Annotated in this window: 17 protein-coding genes; 4 read left to right on the forward strand and 13 right to left on the reverse strand. The window is 58.8% G+C overall.

Features of this window, described 5'->3' with window-relative positions:
• Positions 1-3: 3 nt before the first annotated feature.
• From GNG27_RS16995 to GNG27_RS17050, 12 genes are all read right to left on the reverse strand, one after another.
• A complete protein-coding gene (locus tag GNG27_RS16995; RefSeq protein WP_156264342.1) occupies positions 4-1,038 on the reverse strand; it encodes a Gfo/Idh/MocA family oxidoreductase in 1,035 nt (344 codons plus the stop codon).
• A gap of 62 nt (positions 1,039-1,100) precedes the next feature.
• Positions 1,101-2,654 carry a peptide MFS transporter gene (locus GNG27_RS17000; protein WP_156264343.1) on the reverse strand — a complete coding sequence of 518 codons (1,554 nt, stop codon included), beginning with the start codon at positions 2,652-2,654 and terminating at the stop codon, positions 1,101-1,103.
• A 300-nt stretch (positions 2,655-2,954) separates the two neighbouring features.
• On the reverse strand, positions 2,955-4,427 hold the full coding sequence (gene der, locus GNG27_RS17005; protein ID WP_156264344.1) for a ribosome biogenesis GTPase Der: 1,473 nt from the start codon (positions 4,425-4,427) through the stop codon (positions 2,955-2,957).
• A 110-nt stretch (positions 4,428-4,537) separates the two neighbouring features.
• Positions 4,538-5,716 (reverse strand): outer membrane protein assembly factor BamB, encoded by a 1,179-nt coding sequence (gene bamB / locus GNG27_RS17010; protein ID WP_142486693.1) that lies wholly within the window; start codon positions 5,714-5,716, stop codon positions 4,538-4,540.
• Between the two features lie 10 nt (positions 5,717-5,726).
• Positions 5,727-6,347 carry a YfgM family protein gene (locus GNG27_RS17015; RefSeq protein WP_156264345.1) on the reverse strand — a complete coding sequence of 207 codons (621 nt, stop codon included), beginning with the start codon at positions 6,345-6,347 and terminating at the stop codon, positions 5,727-5,729.
• A gap of 13 nt (positions 6,348-6,360) precedes the next feature.
• Positions 6,361-7,635: a histidine--tRNA ligase gene (gene hisS, locus GNG27_RS17020; protein ID WP_142486695.1), complete on the reverse strand. Its 1,275-nt coding sequence runs from the start codon at positions 7,633-7,635 to the stop codon at positions 6,361-6,363.
• Between the two features lie 91 nt (positions 7,636-7,726).
• Positions 7,727-8,845, reverse strand: a complete 1,119-nt coding sequence (ispG, locus tag GNG27_RS17025) for a flavodoxin-dependent (E)-4-hydroxy-3-methylbut-2-enyl-diphosphate synthase (RefSeq protein WP_156264346.1) — start codon at positions 8,843-8,845, stop codon at positions 7,727-7,729.
• A 30-nt stretch (positions 8,846-8,875) separates the two neighbouring features.
• Positions 8,876-9,874, reverse strand: coding sequence for a cytoskeleton protein RodZ (gene rodZ, locus GNG27_RS17030; RefSeq protein WP_156264347.1), 999 nt, complete (start codon positions 9,872-9,874; stop codon positions 8,876-8,878).
• Positions 9,875-10,164: 290 nt separating this feature from the next.
• A complete protein-coding gene (locus tag GNG27_RS17035) occupies positions 10,165-11,331 on the reverse strand; it encodes a bifunctional tRNA (adenosine(37)-C2)-methyltransferase TrmG/ribosomal RNA large subunit methyltransferase RlmN (RefSeq protein ID WP_142486697.1) in 1,167 nt (388 codons plus the stop codon).
• A gap of 169 nt (positions 11,332-11,500) precedes the next feature.
• On the reverse strand, positions 11,501-11,932 hold the full coding sequence (gene ndk, locus GNG27_RS17040; RefSeq protein ID WP_032613104.1) for a nucleoside-diphosphate kinase: 432 nt from the start codon (positions 11,930-11,932) through the stop codon (positions 11,501-11,503).
• Between the two features lie 155 nt (positions 11,933-12,087).
• A complete protein-coding gene (gene pbpC / locus GNG27_RS17045; RefSeq protein WP_156264348.1) occupies positions 12,088-14,412 on the reverse strand; it encodes a peptidoglycan glycosyltransferase PbpC in 2,325 nt (774 codons plus the stop codon).
• Position 14,413: 1 nt separating this feature from the next.
• Complete coding sequence (locus GNG27_RS17050) at positions 14,414-19,381, reverse strand: alpha-2-macroglobulin (RefSeq protein ID WP_156264349.1); 4,968 nt, start codon at positions 19,379-19,381, stop codon at positions 14,414-14,416.
• A gap of 286 nt (positions 19,382-19,667) precedes the next feature.
• Between GNG27_RS17050 and GNG27_RS17055 the strand changes: the two genes are divergently transcribed.
• The 4 genes from GNG27_RS17055 to GNG27_RS17070 all read left to right on the forward strand — a co-directional run bounded on the left by GNG27_RS17055 (position 19,668) and on the right by GNG27_RS17070 (position 24,296).
• Complete coding sequence (locus tag GNG27_RS17055; RefSeq protein ID WP_156264350.1) at positions 19,668-21,212, forward strand: PTS transporter subunit EIIC; 1,545 nt, start codon at positions 19,668-19,670, stop codon at positions 21,210-21,212.
• A gap of 11 nt (positions 21,213-21,223) precedes the next feature.
• On the forward strand, positions 21,224-22,591 hold the full coding sequence (locus GNG27_RS17060; protein ID WP_142486701.1) for a 6-phospho-alpha-glucosidase: 1,368 nt from the start codon (positions 21,224-21,226) through the stop codon (positions 22,589-22,591).
• Between the two features lie 89 nt (positions 22,592-22,680).
• On the forward strand, positions 22,681-23,526 hold the full coding sequence (gene sseA / locus GNG27_RS17065; RefSeq protein ID WP_142486702.1) for a 3-mercaptopyruvate sulfurtransferase: 846 nt from the start codon (positions 22,681-22,683) through the stop codon (positions 23,524-23,526).
• Positions 23,526-24,296: a MurR/RpiR family transcriptional regulator gene (locus GNG27_RS17070; RefSeq protein WP_142486703.1), complete on the forward strand. Its 771-nt coding sequence runs from the start codon at positions 23,526-23,528 to the stop codon at positions 24,294-24,296. The genes sseA and GNG27_RS17070 overlap by 1 nt, the downstream gene beginning before the upstream one ends.
• A gap of 19 nt (positions 24,297-24,315) precedes the next feature.
• On the opposite strand, the gene sseB is transcribed toward GNG27_RS17070, so the two are convergent.
• Complete coding sequence (gene sseB, locus GNG27_RS17075) at positions 24,316-25,092, reverse strand: enhanced serine sensitivity protein SseB (RefSeq protein WP_156264351.1); 777 nt, start codon at positions 25,090-25,092, stop codon at positions 24,316-24,318.
• Positions 25,093-25,125 lie beyond the last annotated feature (33 nt).

Raw genomic sequence — 25,125 nt, forward strand, 5'->3', positions numbered from 1 at the left:
CGTTTAGTGGGGGCCACGTAGCTGTTGCTGTAACGTCAGCAGGATCTCCACCTCTTCCAGTCTGCGCTGCGTCGTGCGGCTCACCTCGTCCGGATCGCGTGTAAACAGGCTTTGCTCCCCCAGAATATGCTCCGCCAGACAGCGTTCGTAGATCGTGCCGCCAAAACGCCAGGACTGAATTTTATCGCCATCGATCAGGTCAAGCACATCCTCTGCCCCACGCCGGTCGTGGCTGATGACGCGACCGTCCCGCAGATGCAGCCGCAGCCCTTTTTGCCCCCCGGACGGCCCGGCATATTTGTTGAGCCAGATATTCACCGGCACACCGCCGATCTGCCCCTGAAGATGCGCCTCGCCTTCCGCCGTGGTCAGATCGCCTTTGGCGATATCGCGCCCCAGACGGTCTTTAGCCGTTACAACCTGCAAGGCAATATCGCCATTGTCTCCCAGGTAGCGCACCGTTTCGCGCATCATCGCCAGCACGTGCGTGCCGATATCCAGGATCACCCCGTCAGGATGACGCAGCGTTCGGGTATCTGGTTCCCCGGTGGCAAAGTTGAGCGCGATGGGCTCCCCCGCCGCGTTAAACCCGCTCGGCTCCTGTAAAAAGCCCTCAATGCGGACGATATCCGAAAAGGCCCCGACCAACCCCAGCGATACCAGGTTAATGCGTGCCATCCAGTGATCGAGCGCCAGCACCCGGGCGGCCGCCTCCGGTCTCGCCAGCAGCGTTTTCAGCCTGGCGATTTGGGCAAGGGTGGCGACAATCGGCTTTTCAACCACAATGCGCGGGATGGAGGACGCCAGCGCCAGCTCAAGCACCTCAAGGTGCTGCAGCGATGCGGTGGTGATAAACAGCGTATCGAGGGGTTGGGCGAGGAGATCGGCAAGCGTTGAGCAGCGGGTGATTCCATCCAGTGTTCTTGTCGCCTGGATATCAAAGCCCAGACAGCGGAGAGAAGCGCCGAAGGTGTTTTGTAGTGCGGGTAAGTAGGCGGTTTCAACCACCGCGCCAAGTCCAACAAACCCAATCTGCATATATCACCTCTGTTTTGGCAAGGCCGGAGCGTAACGCACGCTCCGGCCAGCTCAGGCTGATATCAGGCGTTGGTTACCGGTTTCGGCTCGTTTTTCGTCTGCGTATTTTCCAGCATACGACGCACCGGAACAATGAGCACCGTCAGAACGGCGGCACAAATCAGCAGCGCGATGGAGCAGCGTGCGAAGAGATCCGGCAGCATATCCAGCTGATCGGCCTTCACATGACCGCCAATCAGACCCGCCGCCAGGTTGCCGAGGGCACTGGCGCAGAACCACAGGCCCATCATCTGGCCGCGCATTCTTTCCGGGGCCAGCAGCGTCATGGTCGCCAGACCAATCGGGCTCAGGCACAGTTCGCCGAGGGTCAGCATCAGGATACTGCCCACCAGCCAGAACGGCGACACGCCCGCCCCGCCGTTACTCAGGACATTCTGCGCCGCCAGCATCATCAGGCCAAAGCCCCCTGCCGCACACAGAATGCCGATCACGAACTTGGTGATGCTGCTCGGGCGAATGTTGTTGCTCGCCAGCTTCGGCCAGGCCCAGCTAAAGACCGGTGCCAGCAGGATAATAAACAGGGCGTTAATTGACTGGAACCATACCGCCGGAATTTCAAAATCACCGATCATGCGGTTGGTGTAATCGTTGGCAAACAGGTTGAACGAGGTTGGCTTTTGTTCAAATGCAGACCAGAAGAAGGCCGCAGACACCAGCAGGATAAAGCAGACCAGCAGTCTGGCGCGCTCTTTGCGGTTCAGGCCGGCAAACATAAACAGCCAGATGAAGTAGAGCGCCACCGAGGCGGCAATCACGTATACCAGCACGCTGGCCACCGCGACCGGGTTAATGACAATCACGCCCTGCGCGATCAGGGTAACGATAATGGCAATACCCGCCGCCAGCGCCAGTAACCAGCCGCCGACGCCGTTTTTCTTCGCGACCGGGCTGTTCCAGGTGGAATCCAGCCCCACTTCGCTGTCATAGCGCTTCATCGACGGCACGGCAAACAGGCGGAAGATGACCAGCGCCACCAGCATCCCGATACCGCCGATACCAAAGCCCCAGTGCCAGCCGTGGGATTTAATCAGCCAGCCGGAGATCAGCGGCGCGATAAAGGACCCCATGTTGATGCCCATATAGAACAGCGAGAAGCCGCCGTCGCGACGCGCATCGCCTTTCTTATACAGCGTGCCCACCATCACCGAGATACAAGTTTTGAACAGGCCCGAGCCCAGGACGATAAACATCAGACCGATAAAGAACAGGTTGTTACCCATCACCGCCGACAGCGCAATTGACAGGTGGCCCAGTGCAATCAGAATCGAACCGTACCAGACCGCTTTCTGCTGGCCGAGCCAGTTATCCGCCAGCCAGCCACCCGGCAGCGCCGCCAGATACATAGTTCCGGCGAAGATACCGACAATAGAGGAGGCATTTTCACGCGCTAGCCCCATGCCGCCGTCATACACCGTGGCCGCCATAAACAGGATCAGGAGTGGACGAATACCGTAAAACGAGAAGCGCTCCCACATCTCCGTGAAGAACAGCGCGCCGAGTGGATAAGGATGACCGAAGAAAGTTCGGCTTTCGTTTTTATTAACAGAGGATTGCATAATTCTCCCGAGATGATGTGTCGTCTTACTTGTAAACACCGGAAGCCCGCCGCCCGGTTAGCAATCGGGCGGCTTTTTTACATCCGGCGAAATATTATTTAACCATTTGATAACCTGAGGCAACTTTTGTCCAGCCCCCACCCCACCACCAAAAGATGAAAGTTCGACAATCGTCTTATTTCTTAGATTTTATGTTGGATAAACATGAATAGTGATTGACATCACATCAATAATTATTCGTCCCTTTCAGGCATAAAAAAACCCGCGACAGGCGCGGGTTTTTCGGCAGAGCAGCAAAGATTATTTGCTTTTCTTAATGTGTTTAATCAAACGCTTACGCTTACGCATCTGGTTCGGCGTCAGGGTGTTACGTTTGTTGGCAAACGGGTTATCCCCTTCCTTGAACTGAATACGGATCGGCGTACCCATTACGTCCAGCGATTTGCGGAAGTAGTTCATCAGGTAGCGTTTGTAAGAATCCGGCAGATCTTTTACCTGGTTACCGTGAATAACCACGATAGGCGGGTTATAACCACCGGCGTGAGCATATTTCAGCTTCACGCGGCGACCGCGCACCAGCGGTGGCTGATGGTCTTCTGCCGCCATGGTCATGATACGGGTCAGCATTGCGGTACCGACACGACGGGTGGAGCTGTCGTAGGCTTCGCGTACGGACTCAAACAGGTTACCCACGCCGCTGCCGTGCAGGGCTGAGATGAAGTGGACGCGAGCGAAGTCGATAAAGCCCAGACGGAAGTCCAGCATCTCTTTGACCTGCTCACGCACTTCGTTGCTCAGGCCGTCCCACTTGTTGACGACGATAACCAGTGAGCGCCCACTATTGAGGATAAAGCCGAGCAGGGAGAGATCCTGATCGGAGATACCTTCGCGGGCATCGATCACCAGCATCACCACGTTGGCGTCTTCAATCGCCTGCAGAGTTTTGATTACCGAGAACTTTTCCACCACATCGGTGATTTTCCCGCGCTTGCGCACGCCCGCGGTGTCGATCAGAACGTATTCACGCTCGTCACGCTCCATCGGGATGTAAATACTGTCGCGAGTGGTGCCCGGCATGTCATACACCACCACGCGGTCTTCACCGAGGATGCGGTTAGTAAGCGTTGACTTACCGACGTTCGGACGACCGACAATGGCCAGCTTGATCGGCAGATCCTGCGGGTTAAAGTCGTCTTCCGGCTCCTCTTCACCCTCTTCGCCTTCTTCAAACTGCGCCCAGTACTCGGCGTCTTCGTCGACCTCTTCCGGCGGGTTGATCTCGTCAACGTACGGCAGCAGCGCGGTTTCCAGCAGGCTGGTCACGCCACGGCCGTGAGAGGCGGCGATCGGGTAGATATCGCCCAGACCTAATGACCAGAAATCGGCCATCGCCTGATCGGGATCGATACCGTCCGTTTTGTTCGCCACCAGGAAGGTGGATTTTTCACGTGAGCGCAGGTGCTTAGCGATGGCAACGTCGGCAGGCATCAGGCCCGCGCGCGCATCAACCATAAACAGCACGATGTCCGCTTCTTCAATCGCCAGCAGAGATTGTTCCGCCATGCGAGTTTCAACGCCGTCTTCTGTCCCGTCGATACCGCCGGTATCGATACAGATAAACTCACGACCTTCCACTTCTGCACGACCGTACTTACGGTCACGCGTGAGCCCCGGGAAATCCGCAACCAGCGCATCACGGGTGCGTGTTAAACGGTTAAAAAGAGTGGATTTTCCAACGTTCGGGCGCCCGACAAGCGCGACCACAGGTACCATGTTTAAAGCCTCATAAAATTCGATATCACGTCGCGTTTGCGGCGTTTTTTAAAAAATCAAAACGGCCCCTGAAGCAACAGGAGCCGTTGAGTATACTACAACCGCGGTGATTAACGCGTGATCGCGTACAGCGTACCGTCTTTTGCCTGGATCAGCAGTTTGCCGTCAGCCACCACCGGCTCGGTCAGGAAACCGGAACCGTCGACTTTCTCCTGGGCGACAAAACGACCGTTGCTCGGGTCAATCCAGTGCATATAGCCTTCGCTATCACCTACCACCAGGCTGCCGTTATACAGCGCCGGTGCGGTCAGCAGACGGTGCAGCAGATCGCTCTGCGTCCACAGCGTCACGCCACCCTCGGTGCTCAGCGCCAGCAGGCGATCGTTCTGATCGACCAGGTAGATGCGGTTGCCGTCCACCACGAAATCATTCACGGAGCCCAGCTCGCGTTTCCACATCACCTGGCCGCTACGCAGATCCATCGCAGTCAGGTTGCCGTTATAGGCCAGAGCGTAAACCACGCCATTGACGATGACCGGCGTGGTGTCCACATCGCTCAGGCGGTCGATTTCGGTCGGACCGGTTGCCTGAGAGATACGCTGCTGCCAAATCATCTGGCCCTGCTGCATCAATACGGCACTAACGCGACCGTTATCACCGCCGACAATAGCCGCGCCAAAGGCAGTGGCTGGCGCAGATTCACCGCGCAGGGAGAGCGCCGGCATATCGAGGTTAACCGTCCACTTCACCGCACCGTCAGCTTCATTCAGCGCCTGCAGCTGACCGTTGGCGGTATGCACCAGCACCATGCCGTCGCTGACCACCGGACGGGAGAGCGCTTCGCCCGCGACGCGGGTCTGCCATGCGATGGAGCCGTCGCTGGCGTTAAGGGCGTAGACCTGGGCCTTCTCGCTGCCGATATAGACATGACCACCGGCAACCGTCACACCGCCTGACAGCAGAGCCGGCGTGCGTGACAGCCAGCCGCTTTTTTCTGCCAGATTAATCGACCACACCTCTTTGCCATCATCGGCGTTTACGGCTTTGACGATGCCTTTGCGGTCAGCCGCATAGACAACGCCGTCCGCAGAAGCCGGATGCAGGTTGGAGTAGAAGTCGCCAATACCGTCACCGACGGAAGTGCTCCATGCGGTAGACGGCGCAAACTGGTTTTCAACCGTTGGCAGTGGAGACATGGTGACAACATCTTCTTCGCCGCTGAACAGTGAACAGCCGCTCAATAACGTAACGGAAAGCAGTCCTGGCAGAAGTAATTTACGCAATTGCATCGGGTCCCTCTCAGACGGACAAATTATTTATTTTCATCTGCATCATTTCGCTCAGCGCTGGCGAGGCGTTGCTTTTCACGCCCGCTTCCCATGCGCTGCGCGCGCCTTGTTTGTCACCTTTACTCAGCAGTGCTTCACCACGCAGGTCGGCAACAATCGAGGCAAAACCTTCACCCTTAACAGAGTCGAGGGTTTTCAGCGCTTCGTCTGTTTTCTTCTGCTGCACCTGAATACGGGCAAGACGCAGATTGATGAGCGCTTTCAGGTTATCGTTGCCTGCGGCTGCCAGACCCTGCTGCAGCTGAGCTGCCGCTTTGTCCAGCTCGCCTTTATCAACGAACTGCTGAGCCACTTCCAATGACGCCAGCGCGCCATAGGTATTTTTATTGTCGGCGGCAAATTTCTCTGCTGCCGCCAGGGTTTCCGGCCGATCGGCCTGAATGGCGCTCACGGTATCTTCATACTGTAAGGAGGAGCCACGCGCGGAATCGACCTGATGATTGTTCCAGTAACGCCAGCCCACCAGGGCACCAACACCTAAAATGACCCCAACAGCCAGCGCTTTGCCGTTTTCAGCAAAGAAGCGTTTAATCGCATCGACCTGGTCGTTTTCGTTCTCGTACATTTCCACGCAGTCCTTCTCCTTAGCCCAGTAGAGTGCGCAAGTGCGCCGCAACGCCGTCCTGCGTTACCGTTGTTTGCTCACCAGAGCGCAGATCCTTCACCACCACTTCGCCGTTAGCCACTTCTGACTCGCCAAGTACCAGTGCAATACGCGCGCCCCACTTATCGGCACGGGCGAACTGTTTCTTAAAGTTGCCGCCGCCGTGGTTGGTCATCAGCTTAGCCGCTGGCAGCGCATCGCGCACGCGTTCGGCAAGCTGCATTGCCGCAGACTGCGTTTCCGCGCCTGAGGCCACCAGGTATATATCGACAACAGGATCGGCTTTAAATTCCGGATTAACTGCCTGAACTAACAAAACAAGTCGCTCAAGACCCATGGCGAAGCCTACTGCCGGTGCAGGACGACCGCCTAACTGCTCCACCAGACCGTCGTAACGACCGCCCGCACAGACCGTTCCCTGTGAACCGAGGCTGGTGGTAACCCACTCAAACACGGTGCGGTTGTAGTAGTCCAGACCGCGTACCAGGCGCTGGTTAACGGTGTAAGCAATACCGGCAGCTTCCAGCAGTTTGCACAGACCGGCAAAGTGTTCGCGGGAATCTTCGTCCAGATAATCGCCCAGGGCAGGCGCGTCGTTCAGCAGGGCCTGCACGTCCGGGTTTTTGGAATCCAGCACGCGCAGCGGGTTGCTGTACATGCGACGCTTGCAGTCTTCGTCCAGCTTCTCTTTATGCTGCTCGAGGAAGGCCACCAGCGCATCGCGGTAGTTTGCACGCGCTTCAAGAGAACCGATGGAGTTCAGCTCCAGGGAGACGTGATCGGCAATACCCAGCGCGCGCCACCAGCGGGCGGTGAGCATAATCAGCTCCGCGTCGATATCCGGGCCCTGCAGACCAAAGGCTTCGACACCCAGCTGGTTAAACTGACGGTAGCGACCTTTCTGAGGACGTTCGTGACGGAACATTGGGCCGATATACCACAGGCGCTGCTCCTGATTGTACAGGAGACCATGCTCGATGCCGGCGCGTACACATCCCGCCGTACCTTCCGGACGTAAGGTCAGGCTGTCGCCGTTACGATCCTCAAAGGTGTACATCTCTTTTTCAACCACATCGGTGACTTCACCGATAGCGCGTTTGAATAACGGGGTCTGCTCTACAATCGGCAAACGGATTTCACTGTAACCGTAGCTGCCGAGCACCTGCTTGAGGGTGCCTTCAATGCGCTGCCAGATGGCGGTCTCGGCAGGCAGATAATCGTTCATGCCGCGAATGGCTTGAATGTTCTTTGCCACGTTTGTTCTCTTTCTATAGACAAAAATGAACCCTGGGGTTCATAACCGAAGGGTTCAATCATACACAGGAAGCGAACCGCTTCCCATCTCGTTATTTTTCTACCTGTAGCACGCTAATGCGCTGCGCTTCATCCAGCATGGTGGCTTTGGCGCGGATGCGGGCTTCAAGCTGATCGATCATGTCGTTATTATCCAGACGATCTTTGCGGATGCCATCTTCATAGAGACCACTTTTCTTGTTACCACCCGTAACGCCCAGCGTCGACACCAGCGCCTCACCCGGACCGTTCACCACACAACCGATAATCGAAACGTCCATCGGGGTGATGATATCTTCCAGACGCTGCTCGAGCGCATTCACCGTACCGATGACGTCGAACTCCTGACGCGAACAGGTTGGACAGGCGATAAAGTTGATGCCGCGGGAACGAATACGCAGTGACTTCAGGATATCGAAACCGACTTTGATCTCTTCCACCGGATCGGCGGCCAGCGAGACACGCAGAGTGTCGCCAATGCCTTCGTTCAGCAGCAGACCAAGGCCAATCGCTGATTTTACCGCACCGCTGCGCGCGCCGCCGGCTTCGGTGATCCCGAGGTGCAGCGGCTGATCGATCTGCTTCGCCAGCAGACGATAGGATTCAACGGCGAGGAAAACGTCCGAGGCTTTCACGCTGACTTTAAACTGATCGAAGTTCAGACGATCGAGATGATCCACATGACGCATGGCCGATTCGAGCAGCGCCTGCGGGGTCGGTTCACCGTATTTTTCCTGCAGATCTTTTTCCAGCGAACCGGCATTCACGCCGATACGAATGGGGATGTTTTTGTCGCGGGCGCAATCAACGACCGCGCGGATGCGCTCTTCGCTACCGATGTTGCCTGGGTTGATACGCAGGCAATCGACGCCGTATTCCGCTACTTTCAGCGCGATACGGTAATCGAAGTGAATATCGGCAACCAGCGGAACGGAGACCTGCTGTTTGATGAGTTTAAACGCTTCTGCCGCATCCATTGTCGGCACGGAAACGCGGACAATGTCTGCGCCCACACGTTCTAACGCTTTGATCTGATTGACCGTTGCCGCCACATCGGTGGTACGGGTGTTGGTCATCGACTGAACGGCGATGGGCGCACCATCACCAATTGGCACATTCCCGACGTAAATACGTTTCGATTTTCTACGTGGAATAGGAGCCTGGTTATGCATGGAAAATCTCCCGCGTTGCCTGTCTGTTACTTACTGTGCTGCTGATTGTTCGGCATTGAGGGTCAGACGCGCAACCTGGTTAGTTCTGATAAAACGGCTCAGATCGACAGGTTTACCCTGGAACTGGATCTGGACCGCTGCCGGAGCACCAATCTTGAGCTTATAGGGCGCCTGGCCTGCCAGATTTAACGTGCCGTCCTTACGCTGCAGTCCGCTGAACAGCTTTTTGCCGGTCGCATCGGTCACTTCCAGCCAGCAGTCGGCGCTGAAGTTCATCACCAGCGCGTTTGGGTCGGCCGGTGCCGCCGCGACGCCAGCCGGATCGGATGGCAGGGGCTGAACCGCGTTATCCGCGGTGGCTGCCGGGGCAGTCTCGACGTTCGCCTGGGAAGGCGAAACGACGGCACTGTCAGCCGGAGCCTGGGCTGTTTGATTAGCCACTGGCGCAGTTGCCTGCGCCGTTGCCACATCCGTGGTGCCAGCAGCAGGTGCCTGCGGTTCGCTGGCGTTTGCTGAGGCGTCGGTATTTAGTGGGATGCTCTGAGCGCCCTCGCCCGCTGAGTTATTCAGCTCGGCGGAGGACTGATCGGCCATGGTGGTGATCTCTTCCTGCTGCGCTTTGTGGTTCTGCCACCACCAGGCGCCCGTCAGGCCGATAACCACAAACAAGACCAGCCAGGTAAAGCTCATCAGCCAGCCATCACGTTTTTTACGACGTTTGCCCAGCGAAAAACTCTGCATCGGCGCGACTTTCGCCGCTCTGACCGGTGCCTGTTTTTCCATCATCGGCAGCAGTTCGTCTTCAGGGATATGCACCAGTTTCGCATAGGAGCGGATATAACCACGCAGAAACGTTGAAGCAAGATCGGCAGGTGCCTTATCTTCTTCAATATCGCGGACCGTGGAAACCTTCAGACATAAGCGTTCCGCAACGGTTTGCTGGCTTAGTCCGAGTTGTTCACGGGCGTTGCGAAGACGAACGCCAGTGGAAAGTGCTGCATTTTGGTCGTGAGTGGCTTCAGTATTCATTCGCTACAACTACTGGTACGTGAAAATTGAGGATCCTGGCGCCGGTGTCACAATGCCACCCGCACCGCGAAACTTCTGGTCAGTTAACCTTAGTAAGACAGCACAATACTGTCAGGTTTTCGTTGACAGAAGCGGCTTGTCAGTGAGGCTAAACTGTTGTTGCGTCGTTACATACTGCCTTAAAGTCATATAAAACGCACCGTAATTATTACCCATACACCGGTGCAATGACTGTTTATTCGCATCTTACGCTGCCACGGCGCAGATAATGCGCCGTGGCAGCGTAATAATTACACGGCCTTAACGTCGATAGCTTCGCCCTGCATACGTTTACGCAGCGTGCGCTTGGTGCGGTCGATAACATCACCGGCCAGCTGACCACAGGCGGCATCAATATCGTCACCGCGGGTTTTACGCACGATAGTGGTGAAGCCGTACTCCATCAGTACCTTGGAGAAACGGTCGATACGGCTGTTTGAGCTACGGCCATACGGCGCACCCGGGAACGGGTTCCATGGGATCAGGTTGATCTTGCACGGCGTATCTTTCAGCAGTGCCGCCAGCTCGTGCGCATGCTCGGTGCCGTCGTTGACGTGGTCCAGCATGACGTACTCAATGGTGACGCGTCCCTGGTTAGCGTTGGACTTCGAAATGTAGCCCCGCACCGAGTTCAGGAAGGTTTCGATATTGTACTTCTTGTTGATTGGCACGATCTCATCACGGATGGCATCGTTCGGCGCATGCAGCGAAATCGCCAGCGCAACGTCAATCATATCGCCGAGCTTGTCCAGCGCAGGTACAACACCTGAGGTGGAGAGCGTCACGCGACGTTTGGACAGGCCAAAACCGAAGTCATCGAGCATGATTTCCATCGCCGGAACCACATTAGTGAGGTTCAGCAGCGGTTCGCCCATCCCCATCATCACCACGTTAGTGATAGGACGGGTGCCGGTCACTTTTGCCGCGCCGACGATCTTCGCCGCACGCCAGACCTGGCCGATGATTTCCGACACGCGCAGGTTACGGTTAAAGCCCTGCTGCGCCGTGGAGCAGAACTTGCACTCCAGCGCACAACCGACCTGGGAAGAGACGCACAGCGTGGCGCGGTCATCTTCCGGGATATAGACCGTTTCAACGCGCTGATCGCCTACGGCAATCGCCCATTTGATGGTGCCGTCAGCTGAACGCTGCTCTTCCACCACTTCCGGGGCGCGGATTTCGGCCACTTCTTTGAGTTTGTTGCGCAGGACCTTGTTGATGTCTGTCATGTCATCAAAGTTATCGCTGCAATAGTGATACATCCATTTCATAACCTGGTCGGCACGAAACGGCTTCTCGCCCATCTCTTTGAAGAACTCGCGCATCTGCTGACGATTCAGATCCAGCAGGTTGATTTTTCCATTTTTATTTGGAACCGCAGGAACGGCGACTTCGGAGGTATTAACTAGTTCAGACATAATATATTCCGGCCTCGTTGTTACACGTTATGGCCCGTGGAGGGTTAAAAAGAAACGCCCCGGCAAGCAGTCTGCTCATCCGGGGCGTTGCATTGTACAAAGTCTGGCGCAGGGATGCCACGTCTGCACGCGGCATTTACGAAAATAATGTGTAAACGAAACCGTTAAATTAACGGGTACGCGGACACACTTCGCCTTCTGCGAAGAAGAACGCGATTTCGCGCGCAGCAGATTCTACGGAGTCGGAACCGTGGGTGCCGTTCTCGGTGAAGCTGTCAGCGTAATCGGCGCGCAGAGTACCCGCCAGAGCGTTGTCCGGGTTGGTTGCACCCAGCAGATCGCGGTGACGCTGAACGGCATTTTCGCCTTCCAGTACGGAAACCACGATTGGGCCAGAGGTCATGAACTCAACCAGGCCGTCGAAGAATGGGCGACCTTCGTGCTCAGCATAGAAACCGCGAGCCTGCTCAACGGTCAGATGCAGCATTTTGGTACCAACGATTTTGAACCCTGCCGCTTCAAAGCGAGCAAAGATGCTGCCAATAACGTTTTTTGCCACCGCGTTTGGTTTGATGATGGAAAAAGTACGTTCAATAGCCATGATTACCTCTGTGATTTGTTCTGTTGTTTTGCATTCATGCGAAATATATGGCGCGGATTATAATGAGCATTCACGCCATTGCCTATGGATGCATGTAACATTTTTTTAAAATAAGACGAGTTTTAACAACAGATCGTGGCTAAAACCTGTTTTATTTACTGCAACGTAAAATCTACGGTTGCCACCTGCCCCGCCTCATCCATCACCAGCAGTTGATAATCACCTGCATTTTCAAGATGCAGTGTGTACGTCCGCCCCTGCGCATTCAGCGGTTCACCATTGAGGAACCACCAGCGGGCCCCGTCGCTTCCGCTGGCCTGCAGCGGTAAGGACACGCGCGCCTCCCCCGGCAGACGCTTAATAACCGCTCCCTGACGAATGCCTGAAAGGATCAGCGGTGCCGGGAAGGCCTGGCCGAGCGGCGGGCAGGTTGCAGATGCCGCCGGGATACGCGCAGACCGCCGTTCCGCCTGCGGTAGCCACGGCTCCAGCGGCAGCGGCCAGACGTCGAGGGTGCGTTCCTGTGCCTGCGGGCAATCCGCCACCACGCGTTGACCGCTGTTATCCAGCCAGACAGGGAAACGAATCCCGCGGATGCCCTCCTGCTCCGGCAGCAACAGCGTCGGCGGCTGGCTCCCCTCAAGCAGCCAGGTCGCGAGGCGGCGGCGACAGTTGCTGTCCCCGTCAGGCAGGGACTGCCCGCCCGGCCAGCAAATCACGCCGCGGCTCACCGAGGCCGGACGCGGATCGCGCGGCAGGCGCGCCTCATCCAGCGCCGAGCGCGACTGCAGCAGGTTGTTGACCTGATTTAACACCGGAACCGCGCTGGCAAAACCAAACTGCCCGGCCACCGGCGTGCCGTCCGGTCTGCCGGTCCAGATCCCAATCACGTAGCGCGCATTCAGCCCTATCGCCCAGGCATCGCGGTAGCCATAGCTGGTACCGGTTTTTATCGCCAGAGGCACCACCTGGGCAAGCGCGCTGTCCGGCAGCGGCTGTGCCTCGTTGGCCAGAATACGGCGGATGATCCACGCCGCACCGGGCGACAGCAGGGGCCGTTCAACCAGCGGGTCCTCCGGCTGCATGCGCAGTCTTCCTGCCCGCCCCTGACGGGCAAAGGCGCTGTATGCCGCGGCGATATCTTCCAGACTTGCCCCGGCGCCGCCCAGGATCAGGGAGAGGTTCGGCTGAGCGCCTGGGGGAAGCAGCAGCGGTAATCCGGCATTGCGCAACATTCCGGCAAACTTTTTCGGCCCGTAGGCTTCCAGCACCTGCACGGCGGGCAGGTTAAGGGATCGCACCAGCGCCTCGCTCATGCTGATCGGGCCATGAAAACCGCTGTCAAAATTCCCGGGACGATAATCGCCGGTGCGACGCGGAACATCCTGCAGCAGCGAGGCCGGGTGGATCAGCCCGTCGTCCATCGCCAGGCCGTAGACAAAAGGCTTAAGCACCGATCCCGGAGATCGGATCGCCGAGATCATATCCACATGGCTGAAACGGCTGTCGTCGGTAATGTCGACCGATCCAACCCAGCCGCGCACCTTCATATCGCTGTGATCGACAACGATCATTGCCAGCGAACTGCGGGGCGGCAGCCGGGATTTCCAGTTCAACGCCAGCTCCTCCAGCTGGCGCTGCAGCGTGGCATCAAGGGTTGTCACCACTTTGGTGTCACGGCTTTTGCCGAGCATCATGCGTGAGAACAGCGGTGCCAGCTGCGGCATCTGCCGGGGGGCCAGCCATACCGGCTCCTCCTGCGATTCGCTTACCTGACGCGCGGGCCAGACGCCCTGCGAGGCCATGCGATTAAGCACCTTGTTGCGCGCCGCCTCGGCCCGCTCCGGCCAGCGATCCGGGCGCAAACGGCTCGGGGCCTGCGGCAGGACGGCAAGCAGCGCGGCTTCGGAATAGCTCAGCTGCGCAGGAGCTTTCCCCAGGTAGGCCCAGCTGGCGGCTCCCACCCCCTGCAGCGTGCCGCCAAAGGGGGCGCAGTTCAGATAGAGGGTCAGGATTTCACGTTTGGAGAGGTGCCACTCCAGCTGGAGCGCGCGCCAGAGCTGACGCACTTTGCCGCCCAGGGTGCGGGGATGGGGATCCAGCAGGCGGGCTACCTGCATGGTCAGCGTACTGCCGCCCGACACCACCTTCCCGGCAGTCAGATCCTGCCAGGCGGCACGCAGCACCGAGAACGGGTTAACGCCAGGATGATCCCAGAACCAGCGATCTTCATACTGGATCAGGGCCTCGAGATAGCGCGGCGAGACCTCTTCGATGGTGACCGGATAGCGCCAGATCCCGTCGCGATCGGCAAATCGCCACAGCGGGATCCCCTTTTCATCCACTACCACTCGGGCGGGATTGACCTCGTGTAGCGGCAGCGGCCACAGGCGATCGGCAGCAATGACGCCGCCCCACAGCAGAAGTATCGCCCCCGCCAGCCATAGCCAGCGGGAGCCTGTCCATTTCCGATACTGCACGTTACGGAACGACGATCAGCGGGCCGCTGGCCGCACCCGTTGCCCGCCACTGCGGCACGTACATCGATTCCACCAGCGGCACGGGCACCGCATAGGTTCCCGGCGTGACGGCGCGGGCCAGATAGACCAGCGTCACCGGCTGGCCTTCATTGACCGGCACGGCGGCGACAAAGCGATCGTCGCGGAACTCCATATGCTGAATGTCGGCCTGCTGCATCTGGCTGAGCAGGTTTTGCACCTCGCTGCCGCTCTCCTGCAGGCTGGCGCTGCTGCTGGCCAGGTTCTGGTTTTCCAGCTCCAGCCCGGCAGGCAACAGGTCAACTACCAGGGCATCCGGCACGTTCTGGCTGGCGGTCACGTTCAGCCAGACCAGCACCAGCTCGCCGCTCTTCAGGGAGGAGAGGGATTTACTGCTGCCATCGGTCGCCAGAATCTGACGTTCGATTTTCAGCACGTTAGAAGCAGGCTGCGGCGCGTATTGTGGATAGCCGCTACTGTCCAGGCGCACCCACAGCGGCGCAGTGCCGGTATTGGTAACCTGCAGGGCGGCCAGCCGATCGGCATCGAGGTTCTGCACCTGCGGTTTGTCACCACGGACGTTGCCTTCCGCCAGCGTGGTAGTGGCCTGCCACGCCCCGGAAAGGGTCTGCAGGGAACGCCCCGCCAGGAACAGGGCATTGCTCTCCTGGGTAGAGAGCCAGCGCTGGCTGAACGCCTGCTGAGACAGGACGTTCAGCAGCGTGCTCTGCGCATCCGGCAGCAGGTTGTACTCTTCCAGCAGGCTCAGCATCATCGCGTTATCACGCAGTGGGCTACCGTAATCGGCCATCCAGCTCTGCGTTTCGCTGCGCGGTGTTTTGAGGGCCAGATCCAGCGCCTGCTGGCTGCGCGGCGCATCGCCCATCAGCTTCAGCGCCAGCCCCAGCTGCATCAGCGGCAGGCCCGATTTTGCCTGCGCACGACGCTCCCAGATTTCGCGCAATGCCCCGAGAGGGGCTTTCTGCTGACGTGCCAGCACCAGCCCAGCATAGGCCTGGATCGCAAACTTGCTGCCCTGAATATCGTCGCTGTAGCGGACCGCCATCATGCCCGGATCCTGCAGGTAGCGCAGCAGGCGGTTGTTGGCATTGTTAACGGCATCCGCCGGCACGCTGTAGCCCTGCTCACCCGCGCGCACCAGGAAATCGGTGACGTAGGCGGTGAGCCAGTACTCTTCCGGCCCCTCGTTATCCCACAGGGCGAATCCGCCGTCGTTACGCTGCATCTGCAGCAGGCGGGAGATGCCGATCTCAATGGCTGCCCGACGCTTCTCGTCGCTGTCGCCCTTAATACCCAGCGCGTTCAGCTGTGCGGCACTGGTATAGAGCGACGGGAACAGGCCGCTGGCGGTCTGCTCCAGACAGCCATACGGATAGGCCTGCAGTTCACGAATGTAACGGGCCAGGTTGAGCGGCGGCTTGCCGCTGAGCATAAGCTGCCCCTGTAACGTCACCGGTGAGAAATTAGCGAGGTGCTGTTCCGGCGCGTGCCAGCTTTCACCCGGCTTGAGCATCGTACCGGTATTCACCGTTTGCGCCGGGAACGCCGGACGCACGCCGATTTTCCAGCTCTTCTGTTGTGGCGCAAAGGTTTCACCCGGGAGCGTCAGGCCGCTGACCTGGGCGGCGACTTCGCCCTCGCCGTAACCCTCCAGCGCCCGCACCGGAATAAACAGCGTCGTGCGTTCACCGGCCGCCAGCTGCACCGGCTGCGGCTGGGCGCCTTCCAGCGCCAGATTGCCGCCGGCGGTCAGCGCCACGTTCAGGGTCTGAGGGCGATCGGTAAGGTTGGTCAGATCCAGCGTCAGCCTGGCGTTATCGCCGCTGGCAAGGAAGCGCGGCGTGTTCAGCTCGGTAATCACGGGTGCGGCAACGACCACTTTGCTCTCACTGCTGCCGAAATCGTCATCGGTCCAGGCCTGGGCCATCAGACGCAGCTCGCCGTTAAAGTCGCCAATCGGCAACGAAACGGTGCCCTCGCCGTTGGCGTCCAGCTCTACCGGCTGTGCCTGCTGGGCGATGATGGTGACATGGTTGACCGGCGGTTTACCGCCACGTTTGAGCTCATCGCCATCACCGCCAAAGCGCAGCGATGCCAGCCGCCCCTGGCCTTCAATCACCTGGCCGTAAATATCGTAGATGTCCGCGCCATAGCGCTTCTGACCAAAGAATGCCTGCCACGGATCGGGGGTGACGTAATCGGTAATGTTGAGTACGCCGCTGTCCACCGCCGAGACCAGCACGTTAACTTTCTGCGGGGTGGCACCCTCTTTCACGCTGGCTTTCACTTTAACCGCCAGAGTCTGGTTTGGCCGCATTTTTTGCGGGTTGTCTAGGGCAATACTCAGGCGACGGCTCTCATCGCCCATCGGCAGATGCAGCAGGCCCACCGCCCGTTTTGGCGTGGCCGATTTTGATTTATCGCCAGGGCGAACCACCAGCGTGGAAAGATAGAGATCGTGACGTTTCCATGCTTTATCCACCGGGATGGTCATATCCAGCCCCTCAGCCGGGACGTCGATCTCCTTCCACCACAGCGGCCCTTCGCAGGATTCGATCATCGCATAGCCTTTCCCTGCCGCCGGAGCGGCAATGTGCAGCTTGATGGTCTCCCCGGGCTGATAGGCCGGTTTATCCAGCTTCATCGTCACCCGGTCCGGACGTGCCGCCCCGGTGCCGTCACTGTTGTCCTGCCAGCTGTAGCCTGCCCAGAAGCGCACGCTGCTGACCGCCTCATCCGGGGCTTTCACCTCCAGACGATAGGAGCCCCACTCCACCGGGAAGCTCACTTTTCCGGTCTCGTCGGCGGCCAGGTCCAGCGCCTGTTCGCCCTCAATCAGATCTTTTTGATCAAACTGCGACTGCCAGCCGTCGCTCTCGGACCAGTTCCAGGAGTAGTCGCGGCGCTCGCGGATCAGGCGCACCTGCAGGCCAGAGACCGCTTTTTTCGCCCCGCTGGCATCGGCATAAACAATATCGAACCCGGCCTGGCTGTTCTCCTCGACAATCGGCTGGTTGACGGTGGTATCGGTGCGGTAGTCATAGACCGCTTTGCTGGCGAACTGCGGACGGATGCCCGGCAGGGTCGCCGCCGGCCAGACGGCCTGTTCCGCCCGTCGGGTGACAGGTCGGCCGCCGGACTCCAGCAGGCTGGCCTGCAAAATCACCTGCAATGGGGAGTGAGTCTCTTTCCACTGGCTGTCGCTGCTCACCTGCCCGCGCCCCTCATCGTTGAGGGTCAGTTGCACTTCATCGAGACTGCGGCTCAGGTTCTCTTCGGCAATGTCCCCGAACTGGAAGCCCGGCAGGGCGGCCACGGCTTCCCGTAGCGGACGTAAGAAGAGCTGGCCCTGCAGGCTGTTGCCGTTGGCGGGCGCACCGTACAGGTAATACCCCGTCACATCGAACGCGACAGGATCCTGCGGTGAAACCGGCGCTTTTTGTCCGGCAATATTGAGCGCCATGCGCTCTGGCATAAAGTCTTCGACGTGGAAATCCCACATCCGCTGCTGGTTATCGCCGGTGCTGGCGCGGACATGCCACATCCCGGTTTGCGCCCCGCTCTCAAGCGGGTAGTCAAAGCGGTAAAGGCCATTTGCAGGCTGGCTGACCAGGGTGCGCGCCACCTGGCCGTCCGGACGCAGCACCTCCAGCTTCACCGGCTGGTCGGGGAGCGGTTTGCCGTCGCTGTCGCGCAGCAGGCCGTTGAGGATCACCGTTTCGCCCGGGCGGTAGAGATCCCGCGGGCCAAACATAAAGAACTGTTTAGTGAAGCCTGGCGCGCCGGAGATGGCAAACTCCGCCAGATCCAGCGCCGGAAGAGTGAGATCCAGCAGCGTGGTCTGCCCGTCCTTGCGGGCGAGGAGCAGCGCCGCCTCTTTGTCGGTCTGCAGCGTCGCGTGGCCGTCAGCGTCACTGGTGGCCTGCGCCAGCGTCTGCCCTTTATCGTTAAGGAGCTGCACTTCGATTGCCGATTGCGCCGCACCGTTCTCCAGGCTCTGGGTAAAGATATCCAGCCGGTTATGGTAGCGGTGTGCGGAAAGACCAATATCGCTGAGGGTAAACAGGGTGGCGGCGTTACTGTAGTTGTAATGTCCGGCCTGATTCATCACCGCGATATAGACCCCCGCCTGCTGTAACGGCTTGATATCCGCCAGCGGCAGAAGCAGTTTTTCACGGGTATTTCGCGCCGGGTTAAGGTCGAAACGGCCGGTGTAGACCAGATCCGCCATCTTCAGCAGATTGTCGGACTCCCAGTTGGTGAGCGAGTTGCGGTACTCCCACTGGCTGACAAAGGCGGCTAATGATTCAGGTTTAACCCGGTAGAAATTCACATCGACGTTATTCACGTTCAGCGCCATCACCGGCAGCCCTTCCACCACCTTACCCGGCAGCAGCGAGCCGCGGCTGGCAAAACCGACGCTCGGCTCGATGTCGCGGGTGGTAATGGCTTTTTCGACGTCGCTGCCAAAGGTGTTTTTGTTCAGCGCCAGCAGATCGCGCTCGACGGTGACCACCAGGTTGCGGTTCGGCTCCAGATGGCGCAGGCGCAGCTCTTTCAGATTCGGCGCCAGCTCCCAGGCGCCATCAACCTTGCCGCTTTTTTTGTCGACCACGTGCACCGTCCGGGCGAAATCCTGCGATGGATCGAGCGGCACCGAGAAGGTCAGCACCAGGGCAGCGGCCCCGTCCAGCTGGATCTCAGACGCATCCAGCAGGGTCAGCGTTTTACCCATGCTTTGCGCGGCCAGTTTCTCCAGCGTGGCGTTGTCCGGCTTTGCCGGCGCAGAGGCAGGCGCTGGCGTAGAGGTGGAAGCGGTGGCGGTGGCGGGTGCCGCTGAAGAGGTCTTGTCGTCACTGTCATCACAGCCGACAAGCGTGATGGTGGTAAGCAGCGCTAATGACAGCGCGGCAAGGCGAAACGGTTTCATCCTTTATCCCTGGCCTTGCGGGCCTGTTGGTCGTCGTCGGGATAAGTATTATCCGCAAGTTTCATTAATACAAAAGTGTCGATTTCAATTCTGGACAGCGTCTCGCAAAGTTTTCTGCGTGGATAACATTCTGGCTGCTGGCGCGATCACAGCGTTAAAGGTTACATGTAACCTTTAACGTCATTTGTTTTTAAAACAACAAGATAGCTGGCTAAGTTCGCGTTTGCCCTGCTAATTTTAACGTTATGACGCACCCTGAGTGCGCGGTTCAATAAGAGAGAACGTCATGAAACGAGCCGTGAACGCCCTACAAAATTTCGGAAAATCACTGTACGGACCGGTACTTATCCTGCCTATTGTCGGTCTTTTCATTGCTTTTGGTAATGTGTTGGGTAACGGCGCCCTTGCCGGTTATCTGCCGTTCCTCGGCCATCCGCTGATCCAGAGCATCGGCCAGCTGATTTCAAAATCCGCCGTCTCGGTGCTGGTGAACCTGGCGCTGGTGTTTGCCGTGGGCATCCCCATCGGTCTGGCAACGCGTGACAAAGGTTACGCGGCGCTGATAGGCCTGGTGACCTTCGTGGTGTTTATTAACGCCATGAACGTGACCCTGAATTTGCAGGGCGCGCTGGCCCCGGCGGACCAGATGAAAGCCGCCGGACAGAGCATGGTGTTAGGCGTGCAGGTGCTGGAGATGGGCGTGTTTGCCGGGATCCTCACCGGGGCGCTGTCGGGCTATCTGTATAACAAATACTCCGGCGTGCAGTTTAACGGCGCGATGGCGATCTACTCGGGGCACTGCTTCGTCGCCATCATTATGCTCCCGGTCTCCATGCTGCTGGGGGTGGTGATGAGCGAGCTGTGGCCGTTTGCCCAGAACGGGATCAGCGCCATGGCCTTAGCCATTAAAGGCTCCGGGGCGTTTGGGGTAGCGATTTACGGCTTCCTTGAGCGCATCCTGGTGCCCACCGGCCTGCACCATCTGGTCTATACCCCTTTCCTCTATACCGAACTGGGCGGCACCCAGGAGGTCTGCGGTGCCACCTATCAGGGCGCGCGCAATATCTACTTTGCCGAGATGGCCTGTCCGGAGGTGAAGCAGCTCAGCAGCACCGTGGTATGGGATGCCCGCGGCATCAGCAAAATGTTTGGCCTGCCTGCCGCCGCGCTGGCGATGTATGTCACCGCCAAACCGGAGCGTAAAGCGGCGGCGAAAGCGATCCTGATCCCGGCGGCCCTCACCTCCCTGCTGGTGGGGGTGACCGAGCCGATCGAGTTCTCCTTCCTGTTCGTCGCCCCGCTGCTGTTTGTGGTGCACGCGGTGCTGACCGGGATCGGCATGATGCTCTTTTATCTACTGGGGGTGCACGCCATCGGGGCTAACGGCATCATCGATTTCATTCTCTATAACCTGCCGCTGGGCACCGAAAAATCCAACTGGCCGATGTACATCCTGGTCGGGCTGATCATGTTCGCCTTCTACTTCGCGATCTTCCGCTTCCTGATCCTGCATTTCCGCATGAAGACGCCGGGACGCGAAGAAGAGGATCAGGAGACCCGTCTGTACAGCAAGCAGGAGTACCAGGCGAAAGGCAGCAATGATGGTCTGGGCGAGGCGATTGTGGTCGGCCTCGGCGGACGCGAAAACATCGAGGTGGTGGATAACTGCTACACCCGTCTTCGCGTCACGGTGAAAGACGTTGCCATCATCGACGAGCCACGGCTTAAGGCGACGGGCGCGAAAGGCATTATCAAGCAAGGTAACAACGTTCAGGTGGTCTACGGGCTGCATGTCAAAAAAATGCGAGAAGCGGTCGAGACGGTTCTCTGAAGGAGATAAACATGATTACACCCCCATTTATTCTCTCTATCGCCGGTGGCGGCAGCACCTATACGCCCGGGATTGTGAAAAGCCTGATGGTACAGCTGGATAAATTCCCGCTGGCGGAAATTCGCCTCTACGACATTGATGCCGCGCGGCAAAACACCATCGCGCCGGTGGTGGAGAAGGTCATTCGCGATCACAGCCAGAGCATCAAATTTACCGTTACCAGCGACCCGGAAGTGGCGTTCAGCGGGGCCCATTTCGTCTTCGCCCAGATGCGCGTCGGCCAGTACAAAATGCGCGAGCAGGATGAGAAGATCCCCCTGCGTCATGGGGTGGTCGGTCAGGAGACCTGCGGCCCGGGCGGGCTGGCCTATGGCCTGCGTACCATCCTGCCGATGGTTGAGCTGATCGACATGGTTGACCGCTATGCCCATGAGAAGGCGTGGATCGTCAACTACTCCAACCCGGCGGCCATCGTCGCCGAGGGCGTACGTCGCCTGCGTCCTGACGCCCGGGTACTGAACATTTGCGATATGCCGGTAGCGGCGATGCGTAACATGGGGGCCATTCTGGGTGTGGATCGCCACAAGCTGGAGGTGGACTACTTCGGTCTGAACCATTTCGGCTGGTTTACCCGCGTGCTGGTGGACGGCGAGGATAAACTGCCGGAGCTGCGTCGCCATGTCGCAAAATTTGGTCTGCTGACCGAAGATGCGGCCAAAACTGACCCGCAGCACTCGGATCCGTCGTGGGTGAAAACCTGGCGCAACATCAAGCCGATCATGGATAACTTCCCGGAGTATCTGCCGAACCCGTATCTGCAGTACTACCTGATGCCGAATCAGATCGTGGATCACCAGAATCCGGACTATACCCGCGCCAACGAAGTGATGAACGGTCGCGAGAAAAAGCTGTTTGCCGCCGCACAAGAGTATAAACAGACCGGGATCCTGCCGGATGCATTCCACGTGGGGGTGCACGGCGAGTTTATCGTGGATGTGGCCCGCTCGCTGGCGTTTAACCTGCGCCAGCGCCATCTGGTGATGGTGGAAAACCGGGGGGCGATCGTCAACCTGCCGTACGACGCGATGGTTGAGGTCCCGGCCTATATTACAAGCGAAGGTCCAGAGCCGATCCGCATCGGCCGGGTGCCGCTGTTCCACCAGACTCTGCTGCAACAGCAGCTGGCCTCGGAGCAGCTGCTGGTGGAAGCCACCATCGAAGGCAGCTATGAGAAAGCCTTACAGGCGTTCACCCTGAACCGCACCGTGCCAACCATGGAACATGCCAAAGCGATTCTGGATGAGATGATTGAGGCCAACCGGGAATACTGGCCTGCGCTGCAAAAAGCCTGGCAGGATGGGGAAGCGGTGAAAAAATAAGGGCTTGCTCCCGAGTTGAACGTGGTTCGCTTGTCGGTGTCAGAAAAAACACCGACAATCCATCAATGGATTCATTAATGGAGGCACCCATGTCCACCTCATATTTTGTCGCAGCCGACTGGCTGATTGAGCACAGTGATGACCCTGAAGTCCAGATCCTCGACGCGCGCATGGCGCCGCCTGGCCAGGAGCATCGTGACGTTTCTGCCGAATACCGCGCCGGGCATCTGCCGGGGGCGGTATTTTTTGATATTGAAGCCCTCTCCGATCATACCTCTCCCCTGCCGCACATGATGCCGCGCCCGGAAGCTTTTGCGGTGGCAATGCGCGAGCTGGGCGTCAGCCACGACAAGCATCTGGTGATTTACGATGAAGGGAATCTCTTCTCCGCTCCACGGGCGTGGTGGATGCTGAAAACCTTCGGTGTGGAAAAGGTGTCGATTCTGGCGGGCGGTCTTGCCGGCTGGCAGCGGGCCGAGTTACCTCTCCAGCAGGGCGATGTCTCCCTGCCGGACGGCGACTTTGAAGCCACCTTCGATGCCGGGGCGATCAAGCGTGTCACCGACGTGCTGCTGGCAAGCCACGAGCAGACCGCGCAGATTGTCGATGCCCGCCCGGCCCCGCGCTTTAACGCGGAAGCCGACGAGCCGCGCCCGGGCCTTAAGCGCGGCCATATCCCTGGCGCGCGTAACGTGCCCTGGGGCGATCTGGTGTTTGAGGGTGAATTGAAAACCACCGACGAGCTGCGTGAAATTTTCTCTCGCCAGGGCGTGGATCTGCATCAGCCGGTCGTTGCCAGCTGCGGCTCCGGCGTCACCGCCTGTGTCGTTATTCTGGCGCTGGCGACCCTCGGCAAAACCGACGTCACGCTGTACGACGGCGCGTGGAGTGAATGGGGTGCCCGGGACGATCTGCCGGTTGAACCGTCCCGGTAATGGATAACCGTCTGGCGACACTGTTAACGCGCGGGGAGTCTCTGACCCGCGCAGAGTATCGCGTGCTGGCCCATCTCACCGAGCATCCGCTGCTGGTGGGCCAGATCACCGTACGGGAGCTGGCGCAGGCGACCTTTGTCTCCACCGCCACTATTATGCGCCTGTGCCGCAAGCTGGGGTTCAGCGGCTTTAGCGAGTTTATCTGGCACTGCAAGCAGCTGTTGAGCGATACCCCGCACATTGCCGCCGAAACCCGGCAACCTGCGGAATTACCCGCCCTGTTTAATCAGTTTATCGCCAATTATCAGCAGACCTTTCAGTGGGCAACGGCGGAGAAACGCCGCCGGTTTGCCGGGCTGCTGCGCGACAAGGAGAGCTTTTTCCTCTACGGCGCGGGCTTCTCCTATCTGTTTGCCGAGTACCTGACCAAGAAACTGCAGGTGCTGGGCAAGACGGCATTTATCTCCGGCCCTGGCGACAGCCGCAACATCTTTCTCAGCAACGCCTCGCGCTATCAGGTGTTCATCGCGGTCTCGCGCAGCGGGGAAACGGAGCAGGTGCTGGATAAGGCGCGGATCGCGCAGAACGTGGGGATGACGGTGGTGGCTTTTACCCGGGCGTCGGCGAATACCCTGGCGGGGATGGCGGATCTGCATTTTGCCTTATACGACGAAGCGGTGCATTTCGCTGCCGAGGCCGCAGGAGTGACATCGTTTGAGTCGAACCTGGTGCTGCTGATGGATTTACTGCTGCTGGAGGCAACGGGGTGAGTGTTCACCCCGCAAGGGCTCAGATAATACGGTTGTTTTTGAAATCGCGCAGGAAGCCACCCCAGCGGCGCTCATAGAAGGGCGTGATGTGCTCGGTGATAAAGTGGCTGATGCCCTTCTCGCCTTTTACGACCCGGCAGATATCGATGGGCTCGTCGCCCGGCAGGGTGTCGGTCGCCACGCTGCCCGCGGCCTGGATGATGTCGTCGATCTCGCCATCTGCCTCAATGCCAATCAGCAGTACCGGCTGTTCGTCGGCCTGCTCTTTGATCGAGCAGAGAAACGCCCGCTTGACCGGTTTGATGGTTTTGAACAGGGTGGTCAGGGAGTCGATCATCTGCGCCGGTGGTTCGGCCACTTCCGACAGCAGCAGCGACGCACCGCCCTCCAGCACCTCCTGGGTGCTGAGCGGGTTACCCTCTTCGCCAATCAGGTGGCTGATTTCGCGCGGGGTGAACTCTTTCCCGGTCGGCAGTTTGGCGTTCAGAAACAGGGTTTCGCCCAGCGTCATCTCAAACAGGGTGCGCACCGGCATCACCACGAACGCCTGCTCATCTTCAACCGCTTCCTGTAAGGCTTCAAGGGAGGAGAAGAACGGGATCACCGAGGTGCCGTCATCTTTTTCCCAGTGCAGCAGATCCAGGGCGCTGTCCTCAACAACCTGCTCACCTTCCGCGGCGGTGCCAGGCACCCAGACGGTGGACTCCAGCAGCGTGCGGAAAAATGCCGGACGATGGGCAGGCTCGGTGGCCGCTTTCTCCAGCAAAGTTTCTAATTCGTTTTTGGTTTCTGACATAGTTTCGTTACTTCAAAATCGCCCGGCGGCGCT

It is taken from the genome of Leclercia sp. 119287 (assembly GCF_009734485.1).
In the GTDB taxonomy this organism is placed as follows: Bacteria; Pseudomonadota; Gammaproteobacteria; order Enterobacterales; family Enterobacteriaceae; genus Enterobacter; species Enterobacter adecarboxylatus_C.

Excerpts from the sequence above, each read along its gene's own strand:
- sseB (WP_156264351.1), bottom strand. The coding sequence starts at position 25,092 with ATGTCAGAAACCAAAAACGAATTAGAAACTTTGCTGGAGAAAGCGGCC.
- ispG (WP_156264346.1), bottom strand. The coding sequence starts at position 8,845 with ATGCATAACCAGGCTCCTATTCCACGTAGAAAATCGAAACGTATTTAC.
- GNG27_RS17060 (WP_142486701.1), top strand. The coding sequence starts at position 21,224 with ATGATTACACCCCCATTTATTCTCTCTATCGCCGGTGGCGGCAGCACC.
- GNG27_RS17050 (WP_156264349.1), bottom strand. The coding sequence starts at position 19,381 with ATGAAACCGTTTCGCCTTGCCGCGCTGTCATTAGCGCTGCTTACCACC.
- GNG27_RS17055 (WP_156264350.1), top strand. The coding sequence starts at position 19,668 with ATGAAACGAGCCGTGAACGCCCTACAAAATTTCGGAAAATCACTGTAC.
- GNG27_RS17000 (WP_156264343.1), bottom strand. The coding sequence starts at position 2,654 with ATGCAATCCTCTGTTAATAAAAACGAAAGCCGAACTTTCTTCGGTCAT.
- GNG27_RS17070 (WP_142486703.1), top strand. The coding sequence starts at position 23,526 with ATGGATAACCGTCTGGCGACACTGTTAACGCGCGGGGAGTCTCTGACC.
- GNG27_RS17035 (WP_142486697.1), bottom strand. The coding sequence starts at position 11,331 with ATGTCTGAACTAGTTAATACCTCCGAAGTCGCCGTTCCTGCGGTTCCA.
- bamB (WP_142486693.1), bottom strand. The coding sequence starts at position 5,716 with ATGCAATTGCGTAAATTACTTCTGCCAGGACTGCTTTCCGTTACGTTA.
- rodZ (WP_156264347.1), bottom strand. The coding sequence starts at position 9,874 with ATGAATACTGAAGCCACTCACGACCAAAATGCAGCACTTTCCACTGGC.
- sseA (WP_142486702.1), top strand. The coding sequence starts at position 22,681 with ATGTCCACCTCATATTTTGTCGCAGCCGACTGGCTGATTGAGCACAGT.
- ndk (WP_032613104.1), bottom strand. The coding sequence starts at position 11,932 with ATGGCTATTGAACGTACTTTTTCCATCATCAAACCAAACGCGGTGGCA.
- der (WP_156264344.1), bottom strand. The coding sequence starts at position 4,427 with ATGGTACCTGTGGTCGCGCTTGTCGGGCGCCCGAACGTTGGAAAATCC.
- GNG27_RS16995 (WP_156264342.1), bottom strand. The coding sequence starts at position 1,038 with ATGCAGATTGGGTTTGTTGGACTTGGCGCGGTGGTTGAAACCGCCTAC.